11 protein-coding genes and 1 pseudogene are annotated in these 15305 nt (G+C 43.5%); 3 read left to right on the top strand and 9 right to left on the bottom strand.

Features of this window, described 5'->3' with window-relative positions; genetic code table 11:
* Window positions 1–165: 165 nt before the first annotated feature.
* Window positions 166–837, bottom strand: coding sequence for a pyridoxamine 5'-phosphate oxidase family protein (locus H6G18_RS11650; protein ID WP_190407265.1), 672 nt, complete (start codon window positions 835–837; stop codon window positions 166–168).
* A 116-nt stretch (window positions 838–953) separates the two neighbouring features.
* Here H6G18_RS11650 and pdxR point away from each other — a divergent pair, with 116 nt between their 5' ends.
* Window positions 954–2414, top strand: coding sequence for a MocR-like pyridoxine biosynthesis transcription factor PdxR (pdxR, locus tag H6G18_RS11645; protein ID WP_190407264.1), 1461 nt, complete (start codon window positions 954–956; stop codon window positions 2412–2414).
* A 193-nt stretch (window positions 2415–2607) separates the two neighbouring features.
* On the top strand, window positions 2608–3165 hold the full coding sequence (gene recR / locus H6G18_RS11640) for a recombination mediator RecR (RefSeq protein ID WP_199311654.1): 558 nt from the start codon (window positions 2608–2610) through the stop codon (window positions 3163–3165).
* 349 nt (window positions 3166–3514) lie between these two features.
* Here the strand turns inward: recR and H6G18_RS11635 are convergent, their stop codons facing one another.
* From H6G18_RS11635 to H6G18_RS11615, 5 genes are all read right to left on the bottom strand, one after another.
* Window positions 3515–5104: a glycoside hydrolase family 57 protein gene (locus H6G18_RS11635; RefSeq protein WP_190407263.1), complete on the bottom strand. Its 1590-nt coding sequence runs from the start codon at window positions 5102–5104 to the stop codon at window positions 3515–3517.
* A 285-nt stretch (window positions 5105–5389) separates the two neighbouring features.
* The gene (locus tag H6G18_RS11630) at window positions 5390–5659 is read right to left on the bottom strand and encodes a YciI family protein (RefSeq protein ID WP_190407262.1); all 270 of its coding nucleotides are present in this window, start codon (window positions 5657–5659) and stop codon (window positions 5390–5392) included.
* A 78-nt stretch (window positions 5660–5737) separates the two neighbouring features.
* Window positions 5738–8170 (bottom strand): phenylalanine--tRNA ligase subunit beta, encoded by a 2433-nt coding sequence (gene pheT, locus H6G18_RS11625; protein WP_190407261.1) that lies wholly within the window; start codon window positions 8168–8170, stop codon window positions 5738–5740.
* A gap of 141 nt (window positions 8171–8311) precedes the next feature.
* Complete coding sequence (locus H6G18_RS11620) at window positions 8312–8890, bottom strand: Uma2 family endonuclease (protein WP_190407260.1); 579 nt, start codon at window positions 8888–8890, stop codon at window positions 8312–8314.
* Window positions 8891–8979: 89 nt separating this feature from the next.
* Complete coding sequence (locus tag H6G18_RS11615; protein WP_190407259.1) at window positions 8980–10992, bottom strand: ABC1 kinase family protein; 2013 nt, start codon at window positions 10990–10992, stop codon at window positions 8980–8982.
* Window positions 10993–11301: 309 nt separating this feature from the next.
* Here H6G18_RS11615 and recN point away from each other — a divergent pair, with 309 nt between their 5' ends.
* Window positions 11302–13050, top strand: a complete 1749-nt coding sequence (gene recN, locus H6G18_RS11610) for a DNA repair protein RecN (RefSeq protein WP_190407303.1) — start codon at window positions 11302–11304, stop codon at window positions 13048–13050.
* Between the two features lie 22 nt (window positions 13051–13072).
* Here recN and H6G18_RS24725 read toward each other — a convergent pair.
* The 3 genes and pseudogenes from H6G18_RS24725 to ruvB form a co-directional block, all read right to left on the bottom strand.
* Window positions 13073–13156 (bottom strand): annotated as a pseudogene (locus H6G18_RS24725) (Uma2 family endonuclease); the annotation flags it as partial.
* 68 nt (window positions 13157–13224) lie between these two features.
* A complete protein-coding gene (locus tag H6G18_RS11605) occupies window positions 13225–14031 on the bottom strand; it encodes a tetratricopeptide repeat protein (protein ID WP_190407302.1) in 807 nt (268 codons plus the stop codon).
* Window positions 14032–14121: 90 nt separating this feature from the next.
* Window positions 14122–15222 carry a Holliday junction branch migration DNA helicase RuvB gene (gene ruvB / locus H6G18_RS11600; RefSeq protein WP_190407258.1) on the bottom strand — a complete coding sequence of 367 codons (1101 nt, stop codon included), beginning with the start codon at window positions 15220–15222 and terminating at the stop codon, window positions 14122–14124.
* Between the last annotated feature and the right edge of the window lie 83 nt (window positions 15223–15305).

Below are 15305 nucleotides of genomic sequence, written 5' to 3'. Positions count from 1 at the left end.
ATTTTTCTCTGCTACGACCGGAGGAAGCAAGGGTTTAAGACCCCCACCAAATTTTCAATTTGGTGGCTCTTGTACATTTGGGGATACATACCCCAAATGTACAAAACCTTCTCTACGAGAAGTTGCGCCATCTGTCCTCTGCCCTCTCTGTGCCTTGTGCCTTCTTTAAGCAACGCCTGTTTGTGGTCTAGTGTAGTTACTAATATTTACAGGTACTTGAATACTTGAATCTAAGCGAGAATCATTTATGGGTGTGGCCGCAGTCAATTTTAAGGGAATTTCTCCAGCCCAGACAGGTATTTGATAATCAGCTTCATCATCAAGGGGACTACCAGTACGAATTTTTGCTGAGGCTTCTGTTAGCGGTAGAGATAGTACTATAGTTCCGGCTAATTCTTGACGACTGGGCGATCGCACTTTTTCCCATCTCCCTAGAATAACGTGATCTGTAAAGGCTTTGAGCGCAGTTAATTTTTGTTCTGCATTTTCTACCAGTGTGGCTTTACCAAATACTACCACTGAGCGATAGTTCATTGAGTGATGAAATGCCGATCGCGCTAGTACTAAACCATCAATTAAGGTTACTGTAACGCAGACATCAATACCTTGTTGGAGGGTTCTCAACATTCGGCTAGCAGGTGAGCCATGAATGTATAGGGTATCCTCAACTCGTCCGTAGGCTGTAGGAATCACGAAAGGCTGTCCGTCCGCCACAAAACCCACATGACAGACTAATCCTTCGTCCAGAATTTGATAAATGGTGTGATGTTCATAGTCGGCTCGTTGGGGTACACGTTTAACGGTCGTTCTTTGACTGGGGGCTTTTTGTTGGGTCATGACTGAAAATTTCTACTCTATATGGTTAGATTAATCAGGTAAGTGGAATGACACAAGTGCCACTTTTTGGTTAAATTACCAGTCCACTTTATTTCCTCCATAATTCGTAATTCAGCATGGATTTTGCTATTAGTATTGATCCACACGCACCCTTATCTTTGTATCGCCAAGTTTATGAGGAATTGCGCCAAGCTATTCTTTCGGGAAGATTAGCATCGGGTCAAAAACTGCCTTCAACGCGATCGCTGGCTCAATTACTCGGTGTTTCCCGTGCCACTGTTACTCAAAGTTATGAGTTATTACTGAGTGAAGGTTATCTAGAAACCATTATGGGTTCGGGAACGTTTGTCTGTCGCCAACTCCCTGATGAATTACTTAGTGCTGCACCGATTGACTCAAAATTACAACCTGCTAACTCATCTATACATCTATCAGCCTATGGTGAAAGTTTGAGTGATCAAGCATTTTTACGTATTCCAGAACCAGACGTAAAAATCAGCTTCAGTTATGGGCGACCAGCTTTTGATAAGTTCCCTATAGACTTGTGGCGTAAGTTAATATCTCGCCATTGTCACTCTCATGCAGATGTGCTTGACTATACGGAAGACTCTATGGGATATCAACCATTACGAGAGGCGATCGCTTCTTATCTTTCTCGGTCTAGAGCAGTCAATTGTAGTGCAGAGCAAATCATTATTGTTGGTGGTTCCCAGCAAGGACTAGATTTAATTACACGTATATTAATTGATAGGGGTGATGGGATTGCTGTAGAAGAACCAGGTTATTTAGGCGCTAGACGAGCTTTTTTGGCCCAGGGAGCTAGTTTATTTCCTGTATCTGTGGATCAGTCTGGTTTAATCATCAGTGAATTAATAAAAAGTATAATTCCTCAGGTCAAACTTGTTTATGTCACCCCATCTCATCAATTTCCCACAGGTGCGGTGTTATCTCTTCCCCGCAGATTAGAGTTACTCGCTTGGGCGCAGAAATCAGGAGCGATGATTATTGAAGATGACTATGATAGTGAGTATCGTTATGGTGAGCGTCCCATACCAGCTCTGCAAGGATTAGACCAAGGTAACTCAGTTATCTATGTCGGCACATTTTCTAAAGTACTTTTTCCTGCTTTGCGTCTGGGTTATTTAGTTTTGCCACAGAATTTGGTATATGTATTTGCCCGTGGGAAATGGTTAGCAGACCGACAATGTAGTTTATTGGAACAGTACGCCCTCACAGATTTTATTACAGAAGGTCATTTAGAAAGACATATCAGACGGATGCGATCGCTCTACGACCAACGCAGACAAACTTTGGTACACGCGTTGATTTCTCATTTTGGTGACAGAGTAAAAATCTTGGGAGAAAATGCCGGAATGCACCTCATGGTAAAAATAAATACTAATCTTCATGACAATGAAATAGTCCAGCGTGCTGCTCTTGCTGGTGTAGGTATTGGCGCAGCATATCCTCAATATTTAAAAGATAGCCCTGGTAGTGAATTTATCTTTGGATACGCTGAACTAAATGAGCAGCAAATTCAACTAGGGGTAAAAAGATTAAGTCAAGTAATTTCATAGTCTACTTGATCGTGCCAATTTTGGATTTGAGATTGGCTTTGTTTGGTTCCTGACTGGCCATAGATGATTGTATAACTTTTCTGTTTACTGAGTAATCCAAAATTCTGGAAAAATGCCATCATAGTTAACGTAAAAACATTCTGGAGATAAAACAACGGTTTACACACGCCCCTTAGCACGGTTAATTGAACAACTGCAACGCCTACCAGGAGTTGGTCCTAAAACCGCCCAGCGACTAGCTTTACACATTTTAAAGCGACCAGAAGCAGAAGTAGAGGCTCTGGCACAAGCCTTAGTTGAAGCAAAAAAACAGGTGGGCTTGTGTTCTGTCTGCTTCCACCTATCTGCTGAACCAGTTTGTGAAATCTGCCGCAATGTTAATAGAGATAACAACACTATCTGTGTTGTAGCTGATTCTCGTGATGTCATTGCACTAGAAAAAACCCGCGAGTATAAAGGTAAGTATCACGTTTTAGGCGGAGTAATTTCTCCTATAGATGGAATCGGCCCAGAACAGTTGACTGTCCAAGCTTTAGTCCGGAGGGTGAGTCAGCAAAAACCGCGAGAAGTAATTTTAGCAATTAGTCCGAGTGTTGAAGGAGAAACAACAACACTTTATATAGGTCAACTACTCAAACCTTTTACTAAAGTGACACGAATTGCCTTTGGTTTGCCTGTAGGTGGAGATTTAGAATATGCAGACGAAATTACACTAGCAAGAGCTTTAGAAGGACGTAGGGAACTAGAATAGTTCCTGACAGAAGAGGCTCTTGTGCAGGAAGCGGGGGCCAGGGAGAAAGATTCTGGAATTCCCCAAATATCCAGGGTTTCAAGCCCCTAAATATTTATTTCGGGATACGCTAGCTGTAATCTGCTCTTGTAACAGCAAAAATGCTAACTCGCGTAATAGTAATAAAACCCCCAGTAATTCGTGCTGGGGGTTTTGCTTGGAAGTCTTTATAAAAAAAGAGACTAGAGACTAGTACCACCGTGAAGTCAAAAGTCAAAATTAATGCAGGGTAAATGTTTCATTGATTTGGAATGGGTGGTTTATTGACGCTGCGCTGTATTAGTATTTTTTCCTGAATACTCAGCACTCATTACAAAGGCCGGTAAAGACGATAGTTAATATTGGGGAAAATATTATCCATCAACTCGACTTTTTCTAACCAACCACTATCAAATTTGCCGATTTTCGCATCTTCGTATAGCTTATTAAAGCGCATGAGGTGCGATCGCGTCCGTCTGACAGCATAAGGAACCATTGTTCCTGTCCGCATAATAAATGCCCAGTCAGAAGATTGCGCTAACAGCAGTTCTCTTGCTGCTTGGTTAAGCGCTCGCCATCCTAATTCATCCTCCGGTTCTAGGGTGGATATTTCAATCATGCGTTCAGCCGCCTTATGCAAATGCGGGTAAATCCAAGCATTCGTTTCATTCAACCAATATTCATGAAAACCCTTGTAACCCCAACTAGACTGGGAAGGACGACAGACTTGTTGCGTCGGCTCTGCTCGTAAATAGTCTGCCAAATGAGTCATAGCATAAGTGCCTTGGTCATACCAGGACTTGCGGAACAGGTAATCAATGAACCAAGGCCCTTCATACCACCAATGACCAAACAATTCTGCATCATAAGGTGAAACAATAATCGGCGGACGCTGCATAATTCCATACAGATGCTCTGCTTGGCGTTCGCGGTTATACATAAAATTAGCTGCGTGTTCTGCGGCTTTTTCCCTTGCCCAGTAAGGGTCATACAGCGCTTTATCTGATAATCCTAAACCACGCCCGGTAATTTTGTGATACTTAATCCCCGTATTTTTCCGTTGACCATTGGGCATAATGTAGGGCTTGATGTACTCATATTCAGCCTCCCAACCCAAGTCTTTGTAAAATTCCCGATATTCTGCTGCACCAGGATAACCAACCTCAGAAGACCATACCTGTTGAGAAGATTCATGATCTCGACCAAAAGCAGCAACACCAGTTTCTGTAAAAATTGGCGCATAAGTACCGAATCTCGGACGAGGACGAGCATACAGAATACCATGCCCATCTGTGAGGAAGTAACGTAAACCAGCATCTGCCAGCATTCGTTCCAAACCTTCGTAGTAGGCGCATTCTGGCAACCAAATGCCTTTGGGTGGACGACCAAAAGTTTCTTCGTAGTGTTCACAAGCTACTTGAATTTGCGCCCACACAGCTTGTGGATACATTTTCATCAGTGGCAAATAGCCGTGGGTAGCACCACAAGTAATAATTTCTAAATTGTTGGTGTCTTGGAATTGCTTAAAAGCCGTCACCAAATCACCGTCGTAGCGCTCCCACATCTGACGCGCTTCGTTAAATTCAGTGGCATAGTGTTCCGCTAAGTAACGAATGTGTCCATTATGGGCATTACGCTCGGCTTCCAGTTCTGTTAGTTCTTCGAGTTTGGCTAAGTGTGCGTCATAGCGTTCTTGCAATAGAGGATCGCGGAGCATCGACACAAGAGGCGGTGTCATACTCATTGTGATTTTAAAGTCGATGCCGTCTCGCTTTAAGCCTTCAAATACTTTCAATAGGGGAATGTATGTTTCGGTGATGGCTTCATAAAGCCATTCTTCCTCTAGCACGTAGTCACTTTCTGGGTGACGAACGAAGGGTAGATGTGCGTGAAGTACGAGCGCGACGTAGCCGATAGCCATAGTGTTCTGGGGTGATACTTGTTAAAGTGAAGGTCGAGGAATTAGGGGGAAATTAACAATATTTTAAGACCTTCTGGGGATCGTTTGACGCACCCACTCTTTCAAGGAGTGCTTGCGTCAAAACCATTTCTTTAACTATCACCCCATGAGTACCCCATTGAATTTGGTACGTCTATAAATTTACGTTTGACTGCGTGTGATTTAAACCATAGTTTCGCATCTAACTAAGTTGGATGCTATGGGAATCCGATTTGATGATTGCTCTTTTGTGACAGTCGCTACGAATTAAATAGCCTGAATCCACTCTTTCACATCATATTCAGTCCAGATACCATGTTGCCAATAGGGGTCATTTTCAATTAATTGACGTATAGTGGCTTCATTTTCTGCTTCGTAAATCCCAAAGACTTTGGTCACATCTTTGGTAGGGCCAATAGTAATTAGTACACCAGATTCCTTTTGTTTTGCTAATCCATCCAAGTGAGCTTGACGGTAAGGCGTGCGTTTTTCCAGCACGTCATCACAGTAGGTTCCCCAAACAATATATTTCGGCATAGTGATTCAATTCAAAATTCAAAATTCAAAATTAATCATAAGCGATGAGTGATGTATCAACTCATCACTTACTTTTAGTTAACTTCTCAAGTTCACGCCGAATTTTTCTACCAAAGCTTCGCGGACTTTGTTGTGTACTGGTTCGACTTCCGTATCAGTAAGAGTGCGATCGCTTGCCCGGTACACTAGTCTAAATGCCAAACTCCGTTGTCCTTGAGGGACGTTTTCGCCACGATATTCATCAAACAATTCCACCGACTCTAGTAAACCTTTACCAGCCTGATTAATAGCTTTTTCGATTTCCGAGACGGAGAGTTTTACAGGTGCAAAAAAAGCAATATCGCGATCGCTTGCTGGATATGTAGAGTAAGGTTTGAATGCAGGTACAAGAATTTCATCTTTATCTAAGGCATCTAACAGCACATCTAAATCCAACTGGAACACGTAGACGGACTCTGGTAAACCTTTATCACGTCGTAGTTGGGGGTGGAGTTGTCCAAAGATACCCAATCTGTTACCACCAATCCATAATGAGGCGGTACGTCCTGGGTGTAAGCGGTTGTCACGACAATCGGGTTGATATTCAACCACGATACCGAGTTGCTGAAATACAGCCTCTAAAATACCTTTGGCTTCAAACCAGGTCAGGGGTTGTTCACGACTACCTTTTGACCACTTACCGAGGGTTGTATCTCCTCCTATAATGCCAGCGATCGCATCTTTTTCTTGCAATCCGTCTTCCTCTTGCCAGAAAATCCGCCCAATTTCAAAACCATTCAAGGAACCATTCCCTTGTTCTAGGTTGTATTGAAAAGCGTCAATTAACCCAGCCAGCAAATCAGTCCGCAAAGCTGAATATTCCACAAACAAGGGGTTACTCAAGACTATCTGTCTATCTTCCCCTGGTTTAACTAAAGAATATTGAATTAATTCTGTCAGCCCTTCTGCCCGCATCGCCGCACGTAATTTTCGCGCCAACTCCTGCTCCACAGGTAAATAACCAGCCTCTGACTTATCTGGCAAGGTATCACAGAAATTGTCATAACCGTAGAGACGGGCAACTTCTTCAATTAAATCAATTTCCCGTTCCAAGTCTCGGTAACGATAGGGTGGTACGGAAACATTCCAAGAATCTTCTCCACTGGGGGTTAACTGACATCCCAATGCAGTCAAAATACGTTCTACGTCTTTTCCTTCCAGTTCTCCCGTTTCCCCCACATTAATGGGTCCCAGGACTTCATTCAAGCGGTCTAAACGCAGTAGAATCGAGTGACTCCAATTTGCAGGGTCGGGACGGGTATCAGCCATTTCCTGATGCACAATCACGCCACCAGTCAATTCACTCATCAAAGATAAAGCCCGGCGATTTGCTACTTCTAACTCTGCACGATTCACACCGCGTTCGTATCTACCAGAGGCTTCACTACGTAACCCCACACTACGAGCAGAACGGCGAATCGCCACAGAATCAAATAAAGCGGCTTCTAAGACTAGGCTTTGTGTACCCTCATAGACTTCTGTTTCTTCACCCCCCATAACTCCCGCTAAAGCCACGGGTTGATCATTCGCTGTGATTAACAAATTTTGGGTTGTCAGGTTGCGAGTTTGCCCATCGAGGGTTTTCAATGTTTCCCCTTGATTGGCAAAACGAACACCGATAGTCAAGCTTTCGCTACTAGCGACAGATTTTAAGCGCCCTTGGTCAAACGCGTGTAATGGTTGTCCCCATTCAAACAACACATAATTAGTAATATCCACCACATTACTAATCGGTCGTACCCCAGCCGAACGCAAACGCTGTTGCAACCAATCAGGAGAAGGAGCAACTTTCACCTGTTCAATTACCGTACCAATATAAGCAGGACAGGCTTGAGTATCAGCGATTTTTAAACCTAACTTCCCTGCATCCTGGGACACAGAGACTTCCCCAGGTTCAGGGATACTCAATTTTGCACCAGTCAAAGCAGCAACTTCTCGTGCTATACCAACCATACTCAAAGCATCAGCACGGTTAGCAGTAGCAGTGACATCTAAAATTACATCATCCAAACCCAACAAGGGGCGGACATCGCTACCCAAAGTTAAGTTTTCTTGGGGAAAGATATAAATACCGTCTACTTCACTAGGTAAACCAAGTTCCTTCAAAGAACAAATCATTCCCTGGGAAGGAACACCACGCAATTTCGCCGGTTTGATTTTTAAATCAATGTTAGGTAAATAAGCGCCTACAGTAGCGACTGGTACATAAATATCTGCTCGGACATTAGGCGCACCACAGACAATATTTAAAGTCTCAGCCGTACCGACATCTACTTGACAAACACTCAACTTATCAGCGTTGGGGTGGGGTTGACGCTCAAGCACTCTCCCCACAACAACGCCATTTGCCCAAGTGCGGCGGTCTTCAATGTCTTCGACTTCAAACCCAGCCATTGTCAAAGTATGGGCTAATTCTTCTGGGCTAAGTTTTATTTCTACTAGTTCCCGCAGCCAGTTCAAAGAAATACGCATTGGAGTGTGCTTGTTTGAGGAATCGTCTTTTGCTCTAATTTTAGATTGCCTAATTGTGAACAAATCACCACCTTAGGCATACCTGAACAATCCTACTACGTCCAACTGGCAGAACAAAAATATGTTTTATGTGTGATTGGTTTACACCTGTCCGGCTTGCAAGACTTGGATAGCAGTCAAATCTAGCAGGGGAATAATCTTTGATTTAATGGGATCTGTTCCTTGAAATACAGTTTCTTCATACAATCCATCTACCAGAGTTAGTAGAGTAATTCTGGCTTTATCATGGTCAACAATCCAGTATTCAGGTATACCTCGTGCAGCATATTCAGAACGCTTATAGCGGTAGTCTCTATCTTGATTTACTTTTCCAGGGGAAACTACCTCAACTACCAGTACAGGGGAAGGCATATCTGGGGTAATTGTAGCCCGACCACCAGCGATCGCTTCTAATAATTCCTGTGTCAATATCATCAAGTCCGGTAATCGTACACGAGTTCTATTACCTATAACCACGAGTTCTGTATCTTTATGGCGGATGAGTTGAATAGGGACGAATTTCAGAAATTGCGACAGCAAATAGAGGGAAATTAAATTGTTTCTATCAGTTTCTGGCGGCATTTCCACCAATTCTCCATCCACAAGTTCATAGCGAGTATCTGTGCCATCATCATAGGCAAGATACTCGTCTAGAGTGAGTTTGTTGACTGTTGTGGTCATAAACCAATTCAAAATTCAAAATTCGTCTTGAAAAGTTTCCTACGGCGGGAAACCCGACTACAGAACTTTTCGCAAAATTCAAAAAAACTCTATCTCTTAATCTCCACTAACGGCGCGGGTGTTTCTATATTACTGTTGGTGACTTTTTCTACGGTTAATAATTCTCGAATTAGACGTACTGTAGCTTTCTGGATAAATTGATTAGCTACTTGCTGTCCCAAACGTTGTACACCTGGATTGAATATCAGTTGAGCAACTTGGGGTGCTAACTTGGCTGGATCAAAACCGCGAGTTTCTTGGAGAATATTTAAGATATTTTTGATATGCTCTAAGGTTTGTTGTTGTTCAACGGTGGCTGCTGGAGTTTGATTGATGGCTGTGATTCCTACTTGTTCTCTTAGTAGGTAAGTGAAGTTATGCAACACATTTTTGCTTAAAGCATTGATTCCGTTTAATAACTCATCTACTAGCTTGTCTCGAATAAAAGAACCACGTTCAGAGGAGAGGAAATCTACGCCTTGGTTCACTACTAAGTCGAGGTCGTAGTCTTGATTTTTCCGCGCATTGCGTAATAAGTTTTCTAACCGATTCCACCGGAATTTACCATCTTTAAAGAGTAAATCTCTTAGTGATGTTCTTAGTTGTGGTGCTGAGTCAGTTAATAAACGTTTAGATACGTAAGGATAAGCTTCGCTCAATACTTTGAAGTTGGGGTCTATGTAAATAGCAATCCCTTCCAAGGTGACGAGGGAGCGAATGATTAAGGCGTAGTAAGGAGGTACGCGGAAAGGATACTCATACATCAACTCTGATAGTTCATCAGTGATGCTTTTAATGTTGAACTCAGCAACACTAGCACCTTGAGCATTGGCAAACACTTTCCCAAATGCGGGAATAATCGGGGTGAGGTCTGTTTCTGGGGATAAGAAGTCTAATTTAACGTAGTCCTGTGCTAGACCTTCAAAGTCACGGTTAACGACGTGGACGATCGCCTCAATTAAACCATAACGTTGTGGGGGTTGAATCTCGCTCATCATCCCAAAGTCTAGGTAAGCGAGTTTACCATCTGGTGTAGCTAACAAATTACCTGGATGGGGGTCAGCGTGGAAAAATCCATGTTCTAAAAGTTGTCGCAGAGAACATTGCACACCAACTTCAATGAGATAACGTGCATCTATCCCTTGGGCGCTAATTTCTGCTGTCTGTGTAAGTTTTGTGCCGTTAATCCACTCCATCGTTAAGACCCGACGGTTAGTGTATTCCCAGTAAATTCTCGGTACATATATGTCTTTAATATGTCCATATAATTGAAAAAAGCGTTCGGCATTTTGACCTTCGTGGATGTAGTCCATCTCTTCAAAAATGCGATCGCCTAATTCATCCAAAATCCCGACTAAATCACTCCGCACCCGTTTAACTTTCTTTTGTACCCAAGCAGCCAGCCCGCGCAAAATATACAGGTCAATCGTAATTCTTTCTCTCAAATCAGGACGCTGCACCTTAACAGCTACTTCTTCGCCTGTTTTCAACTTACCTTTATACACTTGTCCCAAAGAAGCAGCCGCAATTGGTTGGACTGAAAGTTCTTCGTAAACCTCTTCCGGTGGCTGTCCTAATTCTTCTTGAATAAATTGGTAAGCAATTTCGTTAGGAAAAGCGGGTAATTGGTCTTGTAGTCTGGTGAGTTCTTCTAAATATACGGGGGGAACCAAATCCGGTCTTGTAGATAAGGCTTGCCCAATTTTGATATAAGCTGGCCCTAGTTGGGTGAGTAAGTCTTTTAACTGAATAGCCCGACGACGGTCACTTTTTACCACTACACCCCGTTTATTGTCCCACCACAAACCTAAGAAAAAGGAGAGAGTAGGCCCCAAAACAGCGAAAATTCGCCGCAAAACTTGCAGGGGTCTGTGACGATAATGCTCCGCTACCGCCACAGGGTCGTAAACTATCGTCTCAGGTTCGAGATTTGTAGTTACCAACACCTGGAGCCTTTCAGATGCGAGGGTTTCTGATGAGCGTACAACCAAGGCTTGTGTATCCTTTAGCTGTAGTTCGCCCTCAATCGGTCGGGAATTTGGGGGAAGTGTCTTAACAGTCATGAATAGAGCCACCGGTCGGATTGAACTTGTTAAGTATTGTAACAATATCTTTACAGGAAATCCCTAATTTTAGGAATTGGAGATAAGAGAGGAGGGAAGATAGTTTACCCAAAGAGACAGAGGAGAGGTATTTCCCCTTTTCCCCTTTTCCCCTTGCCTCTTTTGGCTTGGTCTTTTTCGGCTGCTGCACTCCCTATCCTGCTTTTTTGTTACACTTAAATGTGCTTGCTAATTCAATGGTAATAGGTATTGTTAGTTGCCGAAAGTGGGAAATATCCGGCATCTGCCCCTCTAGGAGAATTTGGCTTGATGTTGCTTTGCCTGCGAATTGAAAATTTTGCCCTAATTGATCAACTGGAACTAGATTTTGGCGCGGGACTAAATGTTTTAACAGGCGAAACCGGCGCAGGGAAATCGATTATTTTAGATGCGATTGATGCTGTTTTAGGTGGAAAAGTCTCCAGTCGTGTGATTCGGACTGGAACAGCTAAGGCGATGGTGGAAGGAACTTTCACCACTAACCCCTCGTTAGCGGCTTGGTTGACGGAACAAGAAATAGATTTAATTGATGACAATTCTGTAGTTATTAGTCGAGAAATTGCTGTCACAACAAGCAACATCCGTAGCCGATCGCGGGTGAATGGGGTGTTAGTCAATCGTCAAGTTATGGGCGGACTGCGCGATCGCTTGGTGGAAATTACGGCCCAAGGTCAAACAGTGCAAGTAGGACAATCAGCCCAAGTCCGCGACTGGTTAGATATGTATGGCGGCGATGCTCTAATCCAGCAGCGTCAACTTATCGCCACGGCTTTTAGTACTTATCAGCAAGCCCACACCAATTTAGAAAAACGCCGCACTTCGGAACGGGAACGACTACAACAACTGGATTTGTTGACTTACCAAGTCCAAGAATTAAGTACAGCTAACCTCAGCGATCCCCTGGAATTAGAACAACTCCAACAAGAACGAGAACGCCTCAACCATGTCGTTGATTTACAACAGATGAGTTACAAAGTCTATCAGGCTTTGTATCAAAATGAGGATGAAACTCCAGCAGCCACAGATTTATTGGGCGACAGTGAAGTCACCTTAAACAACATGGTGGAATATGATTCTCAACTGCAACCACTGTTAGATTTGGTCAGAGATGCCCAAACAGCCTTAACAGAAGTAGCAAGGCAGATTAACACCTATGGGGAAAATTTAGAAGCCGACCCCCAGCGTTTAGAAGAAGTAGAAGAACGAATTCGGGAGTTAAAACAAATTTGCCGCAAGTATGGGCCTAGTTTAACAGAAGCGATCGCCTACTACGAAAAAATTCAAGCTGAATTAGCAGCCCTCAACGACGGTGAACAATCCATAGAAAATTTAGAACAACAAGAAAAAGCCAGTTTTGAAAAACTAACTCAAGCCTGTCAAAAATTAACCCAGTTACGCCAGAAAACCGCCGCTACTTTAGAATCTCGATTAATAGCTGAACTTAAACCTTTGGCGATGGAAAAGGTAAAGTTTCAAGTAGAAATTTTGCCAATTGTCCCAACGGCGATGGGTGCAAACAAAATTACCTTTATGTTTAGCCCCAACCCTGGCGAACCACTGCAACCATTGACAGAAATTGCTTCTGGTGGGGAAATGAGCCGCTTTTTATTAGCCCTGAAATCTTGTTTTACTCAAGCTGATGCTGCTGCGACGCTGGTATTTGATGAAATCGATGTGGGGGTTTCGGGGAGAGTAGCACAGGCGATCGCGGAAAAATTGCTCCAGTTGAGTCAACATCATCAGGTATTATGTGTTACTCACCAACCTTTGGTAGCAGCTATGGCAGATAAGCATTTCCGGGTAGATAAGCAGATTATTACTCAAGGTAAAGGTAAGAAAGCCAACAACGGTAATACAGAACAGCGTACCGTGGTACGTGTGACTAACTTAGAAGATTTGACGACTCGCCGGGAAGAATTAGCACAACTGGCAGGCGGTAAATCTGCAAGTGATGCGATCGCTTTTGCGGAATCTTTGTTATTACAAGCTGCTAATCATCGTCGTAGCCAGCAAAGTTAATTAGTTAGCAGCATCAAAAATCTGCTGTGCTTGATTGCTTTTGAAAAAGCGGTTCATTGTCGAGATTATCAAGGTTTAACAGCAGTACATCAGGCGAATAAGCAGATATAGTAATGATTGTAGCTAAGGCAGTATTGTCTGTGTCTCTGTGCCTCCGTAGTTAAAACCTCACCCTCACTGAATTTTCAAAAACTTATCCAAAGCCTCCGCCAGACTAGGAGGCCAGCGACGGATATTTTTCACCCAGTTCATATCCTTATAGCGGCCATCCAATCCATAAGCAGCAACCCAGTTACTTTCAGCTTCACCCTTTTGTCCACTTACCCAGTAAGCAGCTGTCAAAGCAGCACGCACATCTGCAAAATTGGGATATTTACGCACAATATTTCGCATTTCGTGAATTGCTTCCTCTTTTTGCCCTGTTTCGTAGAGCGCAATTGCATAATTAGCACGAGCAAAGGCAAAGTTTGGGGCAATTTCAAAGGATTTTTGATAATCTGCGATCGCTTCTTGCCATTTTCCTAAACCAGCTTTGGCATTTCCCCGGTTGTTATAAGCCATTGCATCGTTAGGGTCGAGTTCTAGGACATGATTATAATCGGCGATCGCCTCGTCCCATTTCCCCAAACCTTCCAAGGCTGTACCCCGATTTAAAAAGGGATCGGTAACATTGGGAGCTAGTTCTATAGCTTTGTTGTAATCTGTCAGCGCTGCTTGTAACTTATTCTGACTCACCCGCGAATTACCGCGATTACTCCATGCGCCTGGATTCGTGGGGAAATTATCAATAATTTTAGTCCAATACTCTTCCGCAGTTTCAAAATCGCCTTGATTTGTGGCAGTGAATGCCTGATTTTTCCATTTCTCCCCTTGTTCTAATTGTTCCTGGGTAATAAAGGGTTGTGGGGATTCTGCCATGACTGGTGTAGCCCAGCCAAATACAACTAATAAGCTGAGAACAATACCAATTAACTTAATCATCATCTGGGTTGAGTTGTGGCTGTGGGATTGGGGACTAGGAACTGTGTAAGCAGAGAGAAGAGAAAATTACCTTTGACTGTTGACTATGGACTAAAGCAAAGATAATTGTTCATTAGGTGGTGTAAAGCCCATGTGTTTGTATGCGGCTTTGGTTGCTGTGCGGCCACGGGGTGTCCGGCTGAGATAGCCAATTTGCATCAGATAAGGTTCGTAGACTTCCTCTATTGTTTGAGTATCTTCCCCTGTGGCGGCGGCGATTGTTTCTAAACCTACAGGGCCGCCGTTAAACTGCTCGATAATTACACTCAGCATCCGGCGGTCTGTCCAATCCAATCCGCATGGGTCTACTTGGAATAACTGTAAAGCTTCGGCGGCAACATTTTGACAAACTTCTGGACAGGATTTTACTTCTGCATAATCGCGGACGCGTTTGAGTAATCTATTAGCGATGCGTGGTGTTCCCCGTGAACGACGGGCAATTTCTGTAGCCCCATCATCGGTAACGTTGGTTTGGAGTAGTTGGGCGCTACGCAGGACTATTTTACTGAGTTCGTCAACTTCGTAAAAGCGTAGCTTTTGAATTAAACCAAAGCGATCGCGCAGTGGTGATGTCAACGCACCTACACGGGTTGTTGCCCCCACTAATGTAAATTTGGACAAAGGTATACTGCGAATCCGAGCGCTGGAACCTTTCCCCACGGTAATATCTAAGCGGTAATCTTCCATTGCCGGATAAAGAATTTCCTCGGTCATCCGCGAAAGGCGATGGATTTCATCGATAAATAAAATATCACCGGGTTTTAGGTTCACTAGTAGCCCGACAATATCCCTGGGACGTTCTAAAGCTGGCGCACTGGTAATTTTGTAATTGACTCCCATCTCCGAAGCTAATATCATTGCCATTGTTGTTTTACCCAATCCTGGCGGGCCATACAGTAGCAAGTGATCCAAAACTTCACCCCGCGACTTGGCTGCTTTGATGGCAATGTCCAGCACATCTTTCAGGTCTTTCTGCCCGATGTAATCGGCAAATTTTTGGGGTCTAATACTTTCTTCTTGCTTACCTTGTTCATCAATAGCAGCTTCAGGTTGCAAAATCTTTTCTTTGGGGGCTGCTGGTGCTGACTCCCGGTGCTTATTTGGTTGTCCGTTGGGTTCTGGGGGCTGTTTTTTTGAGGAGATGATCGCCATAATTCAGCTTGCAACTCTATGTTTAGGACTATTTGAGCTAAATCTTTGCCGTCATACTGGTAGTAGAAAAGGTGGCGAAGATT

Source organism: Anabaena subtropica FACHB-260, assembly GCF_014697105.1.
GTDB lineage: Bacteria > Cyanobacteriota > Cyanobacteriia > Cyanobacteriales > Nostocaceae > Trichormus > Trichormus subtropicus.
The sequence above is the reverse complement of the archived record's forward strand: the minus strand, read 5'-3'. Positions and strand labels throughout refer to the sequence as shown.

Coding starts and splice junctions, on each gene's coding strand:
- H6G18_RS11650 (WP_190407265.1), bottom strand. CDS start 837: ATGACCCAACAAAAAGCCCCCAGTCAAAGAACGACCGTTAAACGTGTA.
- pdxR (WP_190407264.1), top strand. CDS start 954: ATGGATTTTGCTATTAGTATTGATCCACACGCACCCTTATCTTTGTAT.
- H6G18_RS11635 (WP_190407263.1), bottom strand. CDS start 5,104: ATGGCTATCGGCTACGTCGCGCTCGTACTTCACGCACATCTACCCTTC.
- H6G18_RS11630 (WP_190407262.1), bottom strand. CDS start 5,659: ATGCCGAAATATATTGTTTGGGGAACCTACTGTGATGACGTGCTGGAA.
- pheT (WP_190407261.1), bottom strand. CDS start 8,170: ATGCGTATTTCTTTGAACTGGCTGCGGGAACTAGTAGAAATAAAACTT.
- H6G18_RS11620 (WP_190407260.1), bottom strand. CDS start 8,890: ATGACCACAACAGTCAACAAACTCACTCTAGACGAGTATCTTGCCTAT.
- H6G18_RS11615 (WP_190407259.1), bottom strand. CDS start 10,992: ATGACTGTTAAGACACTTCCCCCAAATTCCCGACCGATTGAGGGCGAA.
- recN (WP_190407303.1), top strand. CDS start 11,302: ATGTTGCTTTGCCTGCGAATTGAAAATTTTGCCCTAATTGATCAACTG.
- H6G18_RS11605 (WP_190407302.1), bottom strand. CDS start 14,031: ATGATTAAGTTAATTGGTATTGTTCTCAGCTTATTAGTTGTATTTGGC.
- ruvB (WP_190407258.1), bottom strand. CDS start 15,222: ATGGCGATCATCTCCTCAAAAAAACAGCCCCCAGAACCCAACGGACAA.